The following is a 15,104-nucleotide window of genomic DNA, read 5'->3' as shown; positions in this document are numbered from 1 at the left end:
CCAGCTCGAATTTTCCATACAGGATTAATTTTAGTAAAATGAGCCGATCTTATTCCTCTCATCATAAGCAGCTTGACTTATCGCAGATATTCGTCTTTGCTGGCTAGAAGATCGGATAACACATGGGTCGGAATAACGAATTCAGGAACGCCCATATAACCTGGCGCGACTTCATACTTTTGAAACGAAATAACAAGTTGGTCGCTTTCGTTGATATAGAAGTTTTGATCTTTTTTTATTTTCTTGAAGACTTCGCTCATCTGCGCCGGGGAGCCTTCAACCCAATACACCTTAGACGGCTCCGATTTCATCTGCTCCATCATCTGCGCCTTAATGTTCTCGCTGATCACATCGATATAACGCTCATCTATGAACAAACTGGGCAGAGTTATGAGGATCTCTTTCTTTTTATCAATCGTGTCAAATTGAAATGTAGTTGAAGATGATCCCACCATGTTAACCACGTATCTCCCTACCGACAAAATGCGCTCGTTATCGGTTTTCACGACATAACCGCTGTTTACACCCAGATGCCCGCCACTACCTGCTGCTTTCATACTCTCCATTTCGGTCATGAAATCACGATACTGCTTTTTCGCTTCCTCCTGATATTTGTTATTCAGCGATTCCTGTAAATCCTTATTTTTCATGTCCGTAATCACAGGGACTTCCAGCTTAGCTTCATAGGTTTGCTCTTTAAATATATATTCTCTAAACGTGAGCACCTTAATCAAGTTCCCAACCAGCGGCACTTCTGACAGCGCATGAGCAAAAGCAGGACTTGTATTGATGCTAGTTACCAAAATAATCACCGCAGCTGCAGCAGCTGTAACCCATTTCAGACTACGCTTTTTCTTCGTATGCTGTTTGATGGCTTTATTGACGATAAAATCAAGCTCTTTTGGGATCGGGATATCCATATATTGTTGTTTCATCTCATCTAGTTTCCTATCCATCTTAGAGTACCTCCTCTAGCTTATCATCGGTCATTCGAATACGAAGCAGCCGCAGCGCTTGATATAATCGGGTTTTGATTGTCGATATATTTTCATTTAAGACTTCGGCAATTTCATCGATTTTCAAATCTTCGAAATACCTAAGGGTAATCACGCTGCGATACATGGTTGGCAGCTCTTCCAGCGCCATTTCCAGGTCCATATTGGCATACACATCTTCACTGCCAGGATCCATCGCTTCCAGCATTGTTTCTTCCATGACTTGCATCTTTTTGTGCTTCCGCAAGAAATCCAGCGAAGTATTCACGACAATCCGATAAAACCAGCTCTTCATCGACGCGGTGCTTTTCAACGAGTCCGCCGAGGCAAACGCTTTGTGGATGGCTTCCTGAACAATATCAAGCGCATCCTCCTGATTTTTCACATAGCTGTATGCTAGGCGGTAAACGTGTTCTTTATGTTCCGTTATACAGGTAATTAACAGTTTCTCCAGATTTGGATGTAGGGTCATGAGTGTAGAGACGCTCCTTTTGATACGCGCGAATTAAAATGTGTCTTCTATGAGGTAGGACGTATAAGTGCGTCATAAAGTTTGGATCTAGACATCATAACATAGGGTGTAAGGACTCAGAGCCCTCCTGCTTCTACCAATTTCCTCCTCTCACTGCTATACTTACATCATGCATACGTTAGAGAGGTGACTAGAGCCTATGAACATTATTAAAGTCAAGGACCGTCATGAATTAGAAAAAAGAATCCCCTCCATGCCCTGGTATGTAGAGAAATTTATTAATTATAAGCTGCCGGACCTTTCCCCTTCCTCATTGCTGGAATACGTGCGCGATTATGAAATCTTCTTATCCTGGCTGCTAGCCGAAGGACTGAGCACAGCCCCGTCGATGAATCAAGTACCTATCGAAGATTTAGAGAAATTACATATGGACAGCGTCGATAACTTCCGCATGTTCCTTGCTACGCGTAGAGAACACGCGAATGTCAAGACGACCATTAACCGGAAGCTTTCCGCGCTTCGGTCCCTTTTCCATTATTTAAGCCAAATTGCTGAAGACGATAATTTCTACCCGCTGCTTAAACGAAATGTCATGGCCAAAGTGGAAATAAAGCGGTCTCATAGGCCTAAGGATAGCGCTGCCAAGCTCGAAGGTAAGCTGCTGCAGGAAGAGGAGATTGCCGAGTTCATCGACTATGTCCAGAACGGATACGAGCATGACATAGCTTCTAATAAGCAGGCTATCTACTCTTATGAGCGCAACAAAATAAGGGATATCTGCATCATTACGTTGATTTTGAATTCCGGACTGCGCGTGTCTGAAGTTTTTAATCTGAATGTTGATGATATCGATCTGAAGAAGAAACTGACTCATGTCTACCGCAAAGGTAAAAATGATGAGACGTTCAAAACGCCAGTTTACTTCCGACAGGATGCCATTGGGGCACTAACGGATTATCTAGCTACTCGGCAAACGCAATATAAGCCGCTTAAAAGAGAAAAAGCCCTCTTCCTTGCCATCGCAAATGGCAAAAAAGAAGGCGTTCGTATGACCAAGCGGGCCATACAAGAGCTCGTTATCAAATACGCGAAGCGGTTCGGTAAACCCTATTTGTCCGTTCATAAGCTGCGACATTCATTCGCCACGGACTACTACTTACAAAATGATTTGTACAAAACGCAAGAGCAGCTTGGCCACGCCTCACCGGAAACGACACAAATTTATGCGCATCTGACCGATCGAACCATGTCCGAAGCGATTGATAAACGATTGGAATCCTGAAGCTTACTTCAGGATTTTTTCAATTTGTTCTAACTCTTCCGGAGCAAACTCCAAGTTTTTCAATGCTGCAACGTTTTCCTCAATTTGCGATACTCGACTTGCGCCGATCAACGCTGAAGTGACACGTCCGCCGCGCAGCACCCAAGCTAGCGACATTTGCGCTAAGCTTTGACCACGGCTAGCAGCCAGCACGTTCAGCTGAATAATTTGATTCAGCTTCTCTTCCGTAATGTCCTTCGTATTCAAGAATTGACTTTTCCCGCCTGCGCGTGAATCACTTGGTACACCACTCACGTATTTATTCGTCAGCAAGCCTTGAGCAAGCGGACAGAACGCAATGCTGCCAACACCGAACTCATCCAGCACATCTTGCAGTCCACCCTCGATCCAACGGTTCAGCATGCTGTAAGAAGGTTGGTGAATTAAGAGCGGTGTTCCAAGACCTTTCAGAATCGTGACCGCTTCTCTCGTTTGTTCCGCTGTATAGTTAGAAAGACCAACGTACAAGGCTTTACCTTGACGAACAATTTGATCAAGAGCGCCCATTGTTTCTTCAAAAGGCGTGTTCGGATCTGGTCTGTGCGAGTAGAAAATATCAACATAATCTAGGCCCATACGTTTCAAGCTTTGATCCAGTGAGGAAATTAGATTTTTCTTAGAACCCCACTCTCCGTATGGTCCTTCCCACATGTGGTAACCGGCTTTTGTAGAGATGATCATTTCATCACGGTAAGCGCCTAGGTCGCTTTTCAGTACTTTGCCGAACATTTCTTCAGCCGAACCAGGAGGTGGGCCGTAGTTATTAGCCAAATCAAAATGTGTAATCCCCAAATCAAACGAACGAAGCAGCATAGCTCGTCCATTCTCGTGAATGTCCAATCCCCCGAAATTGTGCCACAGACCTAATGAAATTGCTGGCAGTTTAAGTCCCGATTTTCCGGAACGATTATATTTCATTTCTGCATAACGTGTTGAACTTGCTTGATAAACCATGTGCGTCCTCCTTCAAAATGTCCATAGAAAACTTACTCAGTAAGCATCTATTAAAGTTTCACCAAAGTTTGGTTTCTTAGTACAGTATAGGCGAACCATGCCTACAAAAAAAGAGCTGAAAAAAACGTGTCTTACTTACCTCTAGGTTAGTAGTCTCTCATACTCGTTTCCATCCACACAAAAAAACTGCCGAGTCGCCTCGACAGTTTCAGGATTTACTTGCATTTACCGCAGCCACAGCCGCATTTACCCTTGCCTTTTGGTTTGTAGACCTCTTTTTTGTAACCAACGTTTCGACTTCGCCGTTCCACGAATTCCCGCACAGCGTAAACAGTCCGCAATACATTGATTCCGGCCAACTACAAACAAACGCGTGCATACATTCGTACAATAACGGCCACAATTTGGTATTGCACGTACATTTCCGAGATAAGCTCCTTTTGGCATACCACCAGCATCACCTTTTCCTTTGGTACTTATAGGGTATTCCCGTGGTGATGCTTACGGTTGTACAGTTCCTCTAGTCTTATTGCTTATTTTGTATAGAAAGTACAAGCTCCTTACTATGTTCCTGCAACCATTTTGTTTTTTCAAAGGTATTCTGTATGATATCAATAAGCACGCCTTGTGGATCAACACCATCCGCAAATCGTCCCAGGAAGTGAATAAATACATCCAGCCTCCGCAGCTCAATTAATAGCGGCAACACTTGCACTTCTGCTTCTTTTAGCTGGACGAACTGTTTGTAGCCTTGATAGAAAGCAGCACAATTTCGCTGCAGCTCCGCTTTTGGTAGAGCAGGATCAATCAAATCCGACAAGCAGACCGCAATTTCCATTACACGAAGATCTCTCGTAATAAATTCAAAGTCAAGTACAGAGGTAATTTGATATTCCTCATCGACCAGCATGTTTGAACCGTTAATATCCCCATGCACGAGTTGATGAGGCAGTTTACGCAAGGAGGGAATCGCTTGATATAACGCTGAAAATCGTTCAAAAATGTATAGTAGCTCCTCACGCTGCGCAAAAAACGGTTCCGGCGGATGCATACAAAACTCGCGAATCGCATCCGGCGTGCAGCGGGGATGAATATTTTCAATCTCATAATAAGGCGGATAAACGGGCTTCAGATCGACAGCTATCGTCCCCAGAACGGCCGATAACTGTCCAACAGCCTCTCCATAATGCAGCATTTGCTGAGCATTCACCCACGTTGGATTCATCCCGTCCGTAAATGTAAATAACGCCGCAAGCTTTCCTTGGTTATCATCCAGCTGTACAACCGTTCCGCCGTTCGGCAATTCGATTGGCACTGGAATTCGATAAGGCAGTTGATTCTTTCGTTTATTTAAAGCAAGCAGGATACGATGCTCAAAAATGATTTTATCGATATCGCGATGAGTTTCGTACAGCCGCAGCACATAGGAAGTGCCCGCCACATCAACAAATCTTGTTGTATTATTCATTCCTCCCGCACCTATACGGATCGTCCAAGCCTGACCAGGAAACCAGTATGCAGGCAATAAGGCCAATTGATCCTCAAGATCTTTAACTCGCATAATTGTATTCACCAGCTCCTTCCCCTAAACCTGATTGTCACCTTCCACAGCGAATTCGAAGTCTTCCACGTCAAAAGCTTGAGCAGGAATTTCGGCTTGAATCAGCCGCTCGATCAAATCGAACTGATCCGTTAATATTGGCGCTTGCTCCTTCACTGAAGTGAGGATTAACTCCGTTTCAATAGGGTCAAATTGCTCGCCATAAGCCTCCGTATCGATGGCTAACACGACCATTAAGGTTACATGCTCATTGATAGGAAGTGGTGGACTTTTGCGCCATGGTGCGGCAAGCGCTTTTTCAATCTTTTTCTTATTAAAAGACTCCTCGAAGAACGCGATCAGCTCGCCAATCATTTGTTTGACGAAACCATCATCTTCTTCCTCTAGCATGATCGGCTCGCTGCCGGCCTGTAATTCATATAACTCTTGAATACTTGTATAAGGGATTATATAGGTAACTGGCTGGCCTGGAAGCATTAACTGACCATGCACAGCGAGCATAACTGCCTCTATAATAAATGTTCTACTCATGACTGCTCATTCTCCTCTCTCTATGGCTGTATCAGCATTAATTTCGATAATAAGCTTAGAAATCCTTTTTTCATAGGACATTTTAGCATCGAGATATAGTTATGACAAAAAACCGTCAGCACTAATGATCATAGTGATCATGTAGAACTAACGGTTCAATCTTCTCTATAAACTGCCATCCTTTACCTCACGATCTTCGTATAAGGGAAGATAAGGCTTCTTAGAGAACCGATTCGCATAAGCAGATGCCACATAACAATCCGGTTTTATGACAGGAACCATGCCGACAGATTCTACACGCCGCACCATCTCTTGAACGTATTTGGCCGTTCTGTTCTTATTCTCATCATCACCTGCATCAATATGGATGTACATATCGAAAGAGGCACCTTGGTACAGATGAGGAAGAACAATATTTTCCATATCTTCTCGTTTAGCCCCGTCAAAGTATGACGCGATTTCTTCACTGAGTGAAGTTTCCATCGAAAGCTTTTCCTTTATCGAATACAAAGCCCGATGGACAATCACTTGACGATAGCATGCCCACGCTCCTTTTCCAAGCCTCTGAATAACTACACCTGTAATGAATTTGGTGTGGCCTGAGTGCACCTGACAATCCGTTCCAATGATAAACTTGTAGGTCCCTGCCGGGTCTAGACGCATGAAATGCAGAATTCTCTGATGAACCGTATCCAAGTTTAGTCCTCTTTCCGTCGTGTTCCGAAACTCCAGTGGCTGGTTTGCTCTCAAAGGTTTCAAAGATAAGGTTCTTCCTTTCTCCTTAGAATCAGGAAGAAGCGGATGCTGGCCTACTGCATCCGCCCCTATCTATAGTATATAGCAAAATTCCAATGATCGAACCATCACTTATCGTAAAACGCTTCCTCCATATAAAAAGCGATTCTCCCACTGCTTGCCATCGATCGTATCGACACGAACACCGCCGGATTCAATGGAGTAAGTATGCAGTATACTTCCATTCCCCAGATAAAGCCCTACATGGGTAATTGGCTCTTTGAAAGCATCGACATTATCATAATCAGAAGGTTTGCTTCCTTTATAGGAACTGAAAAACATTAAATCCCCGCGCTTTAATTTCGTCCAATCCGTACTAACAGAACCTAAAGATCGTACGAAAGTGCCTTGTGCAGCAGAATCACTTGGTACAGAGAAACGAAGTGCATCCCAGAACATCGTTTGTACGAAATCTGAGCAGTCAAAGGTGGTCGGATCGTTTCGTACAGAGCCAAACTCGTAAGGTGTGCCTAAGTAGACATTTCCAGCTGAAATCACTGCTTCGATCTCATCCGCAATTGGCATGTTAGGAACAACCACGGAGAAATCAGTTACCACGTATTTGCTGCCAGTACTTACGTAACCGCTTGTACCGTTCTCGTCCAGAATTTTGTACCAGCTGTCACTGACCTTATCTGTAATTAATACTTCTTCACCTTTATTAAGCATGCGAATCACTTTGGATCCATTATCTGATGACGGAAGGGTACGAAAGTTAACACCATAAATGATTTCTGCATTGCTGACAATTTTTATGTATTTGCTGTTCGTCGATACATAGCCGCTCACGCCTTGAGCATCTTTGACTTTGTACCAATTGGTTGTCACATAATCCGTTACAGTGACAATTTCATTCGTTTTCAACATTCGGATGACATTGCTTGACGTGTTCGGTTGATCTCTGAAACTTACTCCAGAAACGATCTGTGCTTTGGTCGAAGCACCTACATCTGCTGAAATAGCTGCTGGTAAGACAAAAGTAAGGGCCAAAACAATCATGCTAATAACTAACGTCCATTTTTTCATCGCTTCAACCTAATCTCCTATGATGTCATATTTTTCTTACATAACTTATTATAAATTCATAGGGTGAAGGGCGAATATAGGCGAAAGGATGCGATTTTTGTCGTCACTTCCTTAAGGCCGCATGGCTGCATACCTATTGACGACGAGGTTTAATTTCCCAATTTTCGCACCTCAGGTTTTCTGGTTGGAAGCCAGCGTACCGAGAGGTTAGGGTCATTTCTCAATTTCACATTACAGAGCTTCATTTCACCATCTTCAAGCTCAATAATATGCCAATCTTCTGGCGATTCTCCACCTATAGAGAGGAGAAAATCTTGTGAAAGCTCATTCGCCTCCTCCTGATCCAACCAATATTTCACACCATAATAAGCAAGTCCATAATGATTGACTAGCATGCAGGTGAAGAGTTGATCTGTGTTTTTGCTTTGCAGGACATAGGGCATTTGGTTTCCTCCATTAAAAAGGCACATTCACCGCACAGGGTGAACGTGCCTCGTTCGTATGATTGCTATTACAAATAAGCGTTCTCGTGCTTTGCCTTTAAGCGATTCCAACGTCGTTCAACTTCGACTTCGAAAGATTTGAGTGAGCCTTCATACTCCGGCTTCGTCATATGCTTCGTTTTCCCCATCGTTTTGAGCCAATCAGATAAAGGAATCTTCTTGTTCTTCTCTTCGGGGTTATATGTGAGACTCGTAATTCCGTGTTCCACTTCATATAACGGGAAGAAACAGGAATCTACCGCAGCGCCTACAATGTTTGACCCTTCTTGGTCATCAGACAGCCAGTTGAGCGGGCAAGCAATGAGAATCTTCCCGTACACTAGGCCCTCGTTCTGGGCGTACCACTGTGCTTTCGCTGCCTTTTTCACGAGATCCTGCGGATAGGCTTCTGATCCCGTGAAGACATATGGAATATGCGTAGCCGCCATAATTTGCGCCGTGTCTTTGTGGTGGAACACTTTACCGCCTTGGTGCTTTCCAACGTTGGATGTTGACGTGCGATGACCCATCGGTGTTGAATAGGACAGCTGAGCGCCTGTATTCATGTAACCCTCGTTATCATACTCGAGGATAATCATTTTATGATTGCGCAGCGCAGCGCCAATAGCAGGCCCCATGCCGATATCCATCCCGCCATCGCCTGTAATCATGACGAAAGTGAAATCGTCCTTCAAACCTAAATGATCGAGTTCTCCACGACGCTTGCGCTCCCAGAACATCTCGACAACCCCTGACAGCGTTGCAGCGCCGTTCTGGAAGAGGTTATGAATATACGTCGCCTTATGAGCCGAGTAGGGATAACCTGTCGTGACAACCATCGCACAGCCTGTGTGGAAGATCGAAACAATATCCCCTTCGATTCCCTTGAAGAACAATTCTAAGCCCGAGAATATGCCGCAGCCCGGACATGCGCCATGACCAGGAGCAATCCGCTTCGGCTTCTTGGTTAGTGCGCGCAGTGGCGGGATTCGAACATTCAACTTACCTGAGGTCTCATCCGGCGTTACGGTGATGAGTCCTGTCTTCAAATCCTCATACTTCATCGGTGTCAGTACCCGCTTCGGCGCTTTCGCCGGATCACCTGGCGTGTGTCCGTAGTAATCGAAGGGCACTTCCACCTTGCCGTTTTGCACAGCATCAATGGCAAATTGGAACAGGTTATGCCCGTCTTCGGCATAAAAGTCCTTGCCACCTAAGCCGTATATTCGGCTTATAACAAGCGTATCTCTGTTCCCGTGTGTGAACAGCGCCGCTTTAATTTCGTTGACCATATTGCCGCCATGGCCGCCATAGGAATCCGCGCGATCGCCGACGGTGATCGCCTTCACATGCTGCAAAGCATCTGCGATCTGCTTGGCAGGGAAAGGGCGGATCATATTCGGTGCGATCGATCCGGCTTTAATGCCCTTTTCGCGGAGCTGGTCGACGACGTCTTTGATGATTTCGGAAGCCGAATTCATCAGGAACACCGCGACTTCCGCGTCCTCCATCCGATACAGCTCGAGTATCGGATAGTCACGGCCAGTCAGTTCGGCATATTCCTGCCGAATGCGATCATAGACCTCTTCGGCGTTGTACATCGCCATAGACTGCTGGTAGCAGTTATTAATGTAATCCGGTTCATTCATATAAGGACCAACCGTGATCGGGTTATTCCGATCCAACGTATCCGGGAAGCCTTGCGGCTTCTCGCCGATGAAAGCATGCACATCTTCACGATTTGCAAACGTTTGAACTCTGCGTTTCTGGTGGGAAGTGAAATATCCGTCCGAGGCTACCAGAACCGGCAAGCGCACCGCCGGATCTTCAGCCAATTTTAATGCGAGAATATTCATATCGTAAACCGCTTGCGGATCACGGCACATGACAATCGGCCATCCGGTATTTAAGGCGTAGTACAGATCCGAATGATCCCCGTGGATGTTCAAAGGACCGGAGACAGACCGGCAAACCAAGTTCATCACCATTGGGAAGCGTGTGCCGGACTGGACCGGCATTTGTTCCAACATGTACAAATAACCGTTGGCGCTTGTCGCGTTAAATACGCGACCGCCAGCAGTTGAGGCTCCATAACATATACCTGCAGATCCATGCTCTCCGTCTGCGGGAATGAGCACAATATCATGTTGGCCGTTGGATTTCATTAGATCTAGGAATTGGGCTACTTCTGTCGATGGTGAAATCGGGAAATATCCCATGACGTGATAATTAATTTGGTGGGCTGCATAAGCCGCCATCTCGTTGCCTGACTCGTATACAATGCGCTGTTCAACCTTGGCCTGCCCTAATTCCTTCTTGATATCAATGGACATAACGAGTAGTTCCACCCTTCTCCCATAAATACTCTCTAAGAGTTTACAGCTAGATTGAAGCGATGTGGCATACGGTGAATATCGGCATAACCGTCTTCTTCCCGCTCATCTGTGAGCGCTTCGGTCGGACAAGCCTGTACACATTTGAGGCAACCTTTACAGTATTGATAATCAATGCCCTGCAAAAACATCTGCGGACGCCCTTTTTTGTCAGGGAGCTCATCCCATACAAAGCAGAAATCCGGGCAAACATTATCGCAAGAAGCACAGTGAATACATTTATCTTCATGGAAATGCGGCATCATCCCTGCACGTGAAATGCTTAAATCCTTTAAAATACTATTTCCAGGATTTGAAATAACTCCGCCGATTGTCTGCGTTTCGTAGCCAAGAACTGGCGTATCGAAGCGGACGAAATCAGGCATTGTCTCTCCTTCTGGAAGCGCATACGTTTGGAACTTGACTTCGTTGTACCCACGGTCAAACGTTCGTAAGGCCGGTGCAACAGCCAACGGATACTTCTTCTCTAACGATTTACGAATAACACCTCTCATGACATCCGGATCAAGGAAATCACATAACCGGAATAATGCGCCAAGCATCGCCATGTTTACACGATTTTTCTCTTCCAGCGAAATTCCGATGGCATCGATAACTGCAATGGTGCCGCCTCTTAACTTCATCTTTTCCTTAAGCTCATCAGGCGTCTTCGTTGAGTTTACTAACACTGTACTATCTTCATAGATGCCACTGATAACGTTTACAGTCTTGGAAAGCGATTCGTGAAAAACACCTACTACATGCGGTCGTTCTACAGGTGAAGTATCCCGTATTTTCGTATCCATGTCACAAAACCTAATGTGCGCTTTCACTGCTGATCCTTTCTTCTCAGAACCATAAGAAGAAAAACTAACCCCGTTCAATCCCACCCCAACAACTCCCGCTTCCGCAAGCATCTTACCTGCCAGATTAGCGCCGAGACCGCCGATGGATTCCAGTCTTATCTCGAAAAATCCGAGATCGTTCAATTTAGGTAAAGTTACCATGCAAGGTCTCCTTTCAAAAATGAACAGCATAAAGAATAAATAGTATGAATAGTAAATCTACTTTCATTGTAACAAGAAATTGCTGGTAATCAACCTTTTTTTAGACAAGGCCTTTTTAAAGCAAGTAATCGATGATGAGCCCGCACTTTCCCAAATAATAACTTGTTTCTTCTAACCTCTCAGCTTTTGTTTCAAATTCACCCTTCTCGACATGCTCACACTCATCACAAACGTTCACATAATTTTCGTCAATCGGATTAAAGACAACACCGCAAACCTGTGAGCACGCCCGCATCCTCATCTCTCCTCGTTTTCAAATCCCTTGAATTTGTAAACGCTTGCAGTAAGTTAACTCTTATTATACAGCGGTTAATAGCGTTAAGACCATAACTCTTTAGCAAATCTTTAGCAAATCTTTAGCATCCAAAATAGGCCCCTTCTCTTGATAAGGTCTAATTATGTGAGATAATGTAGAAATAACTAAGATAATGTCGTACATATGGAAAGGATGGCACTAATTTGCTCCATTCAATCATTTCCCATGAACTGCATGGTCTCTTCTACCTCATGAGTGCTACATTAATCCATCAGGTTCTCACTCCCTTATTCATTTACAAAGAGCAGCAGCGCAACCTACTATTTGGTATTCTTCTCGTCATTCTACTCGCCTTTTATTGGAATTTTGAAGATATTGATCCCTTTATTTATTCGCTCCACTTTCTTCCATTGAGTTTGACAGCGGTCATTGTATTCGCAGGATTTATCCCTGCTGTGATGACTTGGATCAGTTTTAATATTGGCTGTATCTTTGTCCTTAATTATTATTGGGAACCGGCAATGCTAAGCAGCGCTTTTATCTTGCTCGGTAGCTATTATATTAGAAATAGAGTCAATCAACTAAACCTTAAGCTCAAAATAGCATATGCAACAGTCTTATTGGCCGTGTACGAAGTATTGTATGCACTGCTTGCGACTTACATACGATCTTACTTCTCTCTGTATGTTTTATACACCATATTGTTTACTTTTATTTCTTTATTGTTAATCATTTTTTTAGTTTTCCATGTGAAGAAGCATGAGTTTCATAGACAGCGTATTATCGCAATTGAGAAAGACCGCATGATTGGTCAGCTAGCTGCTACCATCTCGCATGAGATTCGCAATCCGTTAACCTCCACTCGCGGGTTCCTGCAGTTGTTAGAGCAGAGGGAGCTACCGCTCCATGATCAAAAGAGATATATTGAACTAGCGCTATCCGGCGTAGATCAGGCGAATACCATCATCAACGATTATTTGAACTATGCCAAACCGTCTAACGGATTGCAGGAGCAGCTGGATATTAAGGAGGAATTGGAAGCCACGCTTCGATTCATTACTCCACTTGCAACTAATCATCAGGTAGTAATCGAAATCATTCATGAGACAGATGACCCCCTATTCATCCTAGGGGAATCTAAGAAGCTTCGACAATGCTTAATGAATTTGGTTAAAAATGCTATTGAGTCCATGCCTGATGGCGGTCACATTTCCCTACGCACCTGTAAGCTGACGAGTGGCGTTCAAATTTCCATTACCGATACAGGGGTTGGCATGAGCCAGTCGCAATTAGATTCACTTGGTATGCCGTTTTATACGACCAAAGAACAAGGAACTGGACTTGGGCTTGTCGTCGTTATGAGCATCATCAAAATGATGAACGGGAAAATTTCCTTCAGCAGCGTCTTAAACCAGGGTACACAGTGCTCAATCCTTTTTCAGCAAAAATAAACAACCAAGTCCCTCCATTTAACAAGCATGATGATCTATGTTATTCTGTTAAGACAAGCGATCATCATGACTCGTGAAGGAGGGCTTTGCCATGAGTTCGGATTTCATTCAGATAAAATCGCTAGATGGCGACTTGAAAATGTCTCATAAGAAAAAGGATTATGGTTTGACCATCACGACCAAAGAACTGATTCTTCACAAGCCGCATATTAATTATTATTTTAAACTGGAGAACATCATCAGTATTGTTCCCTATAACAACCCATCACTTAAAGCCATATCTTTCGTGAACGCCCGATCGGGTAACCAAGAGACCACCCATTTATCTTCGGGCTCCGATCACTTCCGTATTTATGTTCAAGGAGCAACGGTCCATAACCGAAGCGGATTGTTTGAACTTGGCCCTATTCATATCGTCATTCCTATTTATCCAGTCATGCTTGAAGCTATCTCAGAATGCCTTACGCGCACAGGGCTGATCTCTTTATAAATACCAAAAAAGCAAAGGTTGAGAAAGATTCCCTCTCACCTTTGCTTTTTTATTTTGCTGCATTTATGCAAGCTGTTCCTTATCCATAATATACGTAAGTAATCTGGCGCAGCTCTCTTCAACCATTTCGAAAACTTCTTGGAAATTCCCCGTATAATAAGGGTCTGGTACATCTTTATTCATGCGCCCGGGTGCAAAATCCAATAGCTTGTGAATAGAGGCCCGCTTCTCAGCATCTATCGGTTCAGGAGCGAACGCAGCTAGATTCTGGACATTACTCTCATCCATTGCGATGATGTATGTAAATTGCACGAAGTCATCTGATTTTACTTGCCTCGCTTGCATGCCTTTGTAATCAATCTGATTTTTATCTAAAATGTCCCGTGTTCCTTGGTGCGGTGGATGACCAATATGCCAGTCACCTGTGCCTGCTGAATCAATGGCAATGGCATGTTCAAGACCAGCCTGTTTGACCTGATGACGGAAAACAGCCTCTGCCATGGGGGAGCGACAAATATTTCCCAAACATACGAATAAGACCTGGATCATACTTCACCAAATACAAGCTTTTTCTCACGCATCGTTAACGATCTAGCAGGGATGTCCAGTACGATTTTACCCTCTGCAATTCCCCAAATGCGTGTTGCGAATCGCTCTGCTAATTCAACCTTATGCAACGTAGCGATTACACTCATATTCCTATCTTTACATAATGACTTCAAATCCTGAAGAATGTACTCCGTGGATTTCGGGTCGAGACCAGAAACAGGCTCATCTGCAACAAGCATTTTAGGTCCAAGTATTAAGGCTTTGGCGATTGCTACACGCTGCTGTTCACCGCCACTAAGCTGGCCTACCTTCTTGTCCCCTTTATCCAGCAGGCCTACCTTTTCCAAATAATCCATGCTATCTACATGCTCATCCCTGGATGTCATGCCTGTAATAACGCGTAATGGTGCTTGAAACACTCTGCCCATCATGACATTCTTGACAGCGCTTTTATTTCGATTCAGCGCAGGCTTCTCTTCTAAGTAAGCGAAGTCCTTGCCTAATTTAAAGCGCTCCCATGGTCCGGGTTTGGAGATATCGTTGGAGTTATAGATTAACTGGCCGCTTGTCCACTTTTCTTGATGACTGATGCAGCGCAATAACGTTGTTTTGCCACTCCCGCTGCTTCCTATGACGGCAATAAATTCGCCTTGATCCACTTGAAAACTAACTTGAGAAAGCACTTGATTGTCTGGCGGATATACTTTACTTAGATTACGTACGGTAAGCATGACAATCTCTCCTTCATGTTTCCTATTGGTCCCTTTGGAAAAAATCGCCGC

At 44.2% G+C, this 15,104-nt stretch carries 16 protein-coding genes; 3 read left to right on the top strand and 13 right to left on the bottom strand.

What is annotated here, in order from left to right; translation table 11 throughout:
- Window positions 1-77 precede the first annotated feature (77 nt).
- Both rsiV and sigV read right to left on the bottom strand, forming a co-directional pair.
- The gene (rsiV, locus tag AC58UW_RS06020) at window positions 78-956 is read right to left on the bottom strand and encodes an anti-sigma-V factor RsiV (RefSeq protein WP_497419768.1); all 879 of its coding nucleotides are present in this window, start codon (window positions 954-956) and stop codon (window positions 78-80) included.
- 1 nt (window position 957) lies between these two features.
- Window positions 958-1,467, bottom strand: coding sequence for an RNA polymerase sigma factor SigV (gene sigV, locus AC58UW_RS06015; protein WP_497419767.1), 510 nt, complete (start codon window positions 1,465-1,467; stop codon window positions 958-960).
- A 199-nt stretch (window positions 1,468-1,666) separates the two neighbouring features.
- On the opposite strand from sigV, the gene xerS reads away from it, so the two are divergent.
- On the top strand, window positions 1,667-2,749 hold the full coding sequence (gene xerS / locus AC58UW_RS06010) for a tyrosine recombinase XerS (RefSeq protein ID WP_497419766.1): 1,083 nt from the start codon (window positions 1,667-1,669) through the stop codon (window positions 2,747-2,749).
- Window positions 2,750-2,752: 3 nt separating this feature from the next.
- Here xerS and mgrA read toward each other — a convergent pair whose 3' ends face one another.
- The 9 genes from mgrA to AC58UW_RS05965 form a co-directional block, all read right to left on the bottom strand.
- Window positions 2,753-3,742, bottom strand: coding sequence for an L-glyceraldehyde 3-phosphate reductase (mgrA, locus tag AC58UW_RS06005; protein ID WP_497419765.1), 990 nt, complete (start codon window positions 3,740-3,742; stop codon window positions 2,753-2,755).
- Window positions 3,743-4,268: 526 nt separating this feature from the next.
- Window positions 4,269-5,315: a phosphotransferase enzyme family protein gene (locus AC58UW_RS06000; RefSeq protein ID WP_497419764.1), complete on the bottom strand. Its 1,047-nt coding sequence runs from the start codon at window positions 5,313-5,315 to the stop codon at window positions 4,269-4,271.
- 12 nt (window positions 5,316-5,327) lie between these two features.
- Window positions 5,328-5,834 carry an ADP-heptose synthase gene (locus AC58UW_RS05995; protein WP_497419763.1) on the bottom strand — a complete coding sequence of 169 codons (507 nt, stop codon included), beginning with the start codon at window positions 5,832-5,834 and terminating at the stop codon, window positions 5,328-5,330.
- A gap of 165 nt (window positions 5,835-5,999) precedes the next feature.
- Window positions 6,000-6,593 carry a ribonuclease H-like YkuK family protein gene (locus AC58UW_RS05990; protein ID WP_497419762.1) on the bottom strand — a complete coding sequence of 198 codons (594 nt, stop codon included), beginning with the start codon at window positions 6,591-6,593 and terminating at the stop codon, window positions 6,000-6,002.
- A gap of 108 nt (window positions 6,594-6,701) precedes the next feature.
- Window positions 6,702-7,655 (bottom strand): C40 family peptidase, encoded by a 954-nt coding sequence (locus AC58UW_RS05985; protein ID WP_497419761.1) that lies wholly within the window; start codon window positions 7,653-7,655, stop codon window positions 6,702-6,704.
- Window positions 7,656-7,804: 149 nt separating this feature from the next.
- Complete coding sequence (locus AC58UW_RS05980) at window positions 7,805-8,098, bottom strand: hypothetical protein (protein ID WP_497419760.1); 294 nt, start codon at window positions 8,096-8,098, stop codon at window positions 7,805-7,807.
- A gap of 68 nt (window positions 8,099-8,166) precedes the next feature.
- A complete protein-coding gene (locus tag AC58UW_RS05975; protein WP_497419759.1) occupies window positions 8,167-10,470 on the bottom strand; it encodes a thiamine pyrophosphate-dependent enzyme in 2,304 nt (767 codons plus the stop codon).
- Window positions 10,471-10,505: 35 nt separating this feature from the next.
- Window positions 10,506-11,516 carry a 2-oxoacid:acceptor oxidoreductase family protein gene (locus tag AC58UW_RS05970; protein ID WP_497419758.1) on the bottom strand — a complete coding sequence of 337 codons (1,011 nt, stop codon included), beginning with the start codon at window positions 11,514-11,516 and terminating at the stop codon, window positions 10,506-10,508.
- 115 nt (window positions 11,517-11,631) lie between these two features.
- Window positions 11,632-11,811, bottom strand: a complete 180-nt coding sequence (locus tag AC58UW_RS05965) for a hypothetical protein (protein WP_497419757.1) — start codon at window positions 11,809-11,811, stop codon at window positions 11,632-11,634.
- Window positions 11,812-12,083: 272 nt separating this feature from the next.
- Between AC58UW_RS05965 and AC58UW_RS05960 the strand changes: the two genes are divergently transcribed.
- Window positions 12,084-13,283, top strand: a complete 1,200-nt coding sequence (locus AC58UW_RS05960; protein ID WP_497419756.1) for an ATP-binding protein — start codon at window positions 12,084-12,086, stop codon at window positions 13,281-13,283.
- A gap of 91 nt (window positions 13,284-13,374) precedes the next feature.
- Complete coding sequence (locus tag AC58UW_RS05955) at window positions 13,375-13,773, top strand: hypothetical protein (protein ID WP_497419755.1); 399 nt, start codon at window positions 13,375-13,377, stop codon at window positions 13,771-13,773.
- A 63-nt stretch (window positions 13,774-13,836) separates the two neighbouring features.
- Here the strand turns inward: AC58UW_RS05955 and AC58UW_RS05950 are convergent, their stop codons facing one another.
- Both AC58UW_RS05950 and AC58UW_RS05945 read right to left on the bottom strand, forming a co-directional pair.
- On the bottom strand, window positions 13,837-14,322 hold the full coding sequence (locus tag AC58UW_RS05950; protein WP_497419754.1) for a low molecular weight protein-tyrosine-phosphatase: 486 nt from the start codon (window positions 14,320-14,322) through the stop codon (window positions 13,837-13,839).
- Window positions 14,319-15,053 (bottom strand): phosphonate ABC transporter ATP-binding protein, encoded by a 735-nt coding sequence (locus AC58UW_RS05945; protein WP_497419753.1) that lies wholly within the window; start codon window positions 15,051-15,053, stop codon window positions 14,319-14,321. The genes AC58UW_RS05950 and AC58UW_RS05945 overlap by 4 nt, the downstream gene beginning before the upstream one ends.
- Window positions 15,054-15,104 lie beyond the last annotated feature (51 nt).

The organism is Paenibacillus sp. J22R160, assembly GCF_059692135.1.
This window is presented reverse-complemented; position numbering and strand designations above follow the sequence as displayed.

Coding starts and splice junctions, on each gene's coding strand:
- mgrA (WP_497419765.1), bottom strand. CDS start 3,742: ATGGTTTATCAAGCAAGTTCAACACGTTATGCAGAAATGAAATATAAT.
- AC58UW_RS05965 (WP_497419757.1), bottom strand. CDS start 11,811: ATGCGGGCGTGCTCACAGGTTTGCGGTGTTGTCTTTAATCCGATTGAC.
- AC58UW_RS05995 (WP_497419763.1), bottom strand. CDS start 5,834: ATGAGTAGAACATTTATTATAGAGGCAGTTATGCTCGCTGTGCATGGT.
- xerS (WP_497419766.1), top strand. CDS start 1,667: ATGAACATTATTAAAGTCAAGGACCGTCATGAATTAGAAAAAAGAATC.
- AC58UW_RS05980 (WP_497419760.1), bottom strand. CDS start 8,098: ATGCCCTATGTCCTGCAAAGCAAAAACACAGATCAACTCTTCACCTGC.
- AC58UW_RS05945 (WP_497419753.1), bottom strand. CDS start 15,053: ATGCTTACCGTACGTAATCTAAGTAAAGTATATCCGCCAGACAATCAA.
- AC58UW_RS05955 (WP_497419755.1), top strand. CDS start 13,375: ATGAGTTCGGATTTCATTCAGATAAAATCGCTAGATGGCGACTTGAAA.
- sigV (WP_497419767.1), bottom strand. CDS start 1,467: ATGACCCTACATCCAAATCTGGAGAAACTGTTAATTACCTGTATAACG.
- AC58UW_RS05960 (WP_497419756.1), top strand. CDS start 12,084: ATGAGTGCTACATTAATCCATCAGGTTCTCACTCCCTTATTCATTTAC.
- AC58UW_RS05950 (WP_497419754.1), bottom strand. CDS start 14,322: ATGATCCAGGTCTTATTCGTATGTTTGGGAAATATTTGTCGCTCCCCC.
- rsiV (WP_497419768.1), bottom strand. CDS start 956: ATGGATAGGAAACTAGATGAGATGAAACAACAATATATGGATATCCCG.
- AC58UW_RS05985 (WP_497419761.1), bottom strand. CDS start 7,655: ATGAAAAAATGGACGTTAGTTATTAGCATGATTGTTTTGGCCCTTACT.
- AC58UW_RS05975 (WP_497419759.1), bottom strand. CDS start 10,470: ATGTCCATTGATATCAAGAAGGAATTAGGGCAGGCCAAGGTTGAACAG.
- AC58UW_RS05970 (WP_497419758.1), bottom strand. CDS start 11,516: ATGGTAACTTTACCTAAATTGAACGATCTCGGATTTTTCGAGATAAGA.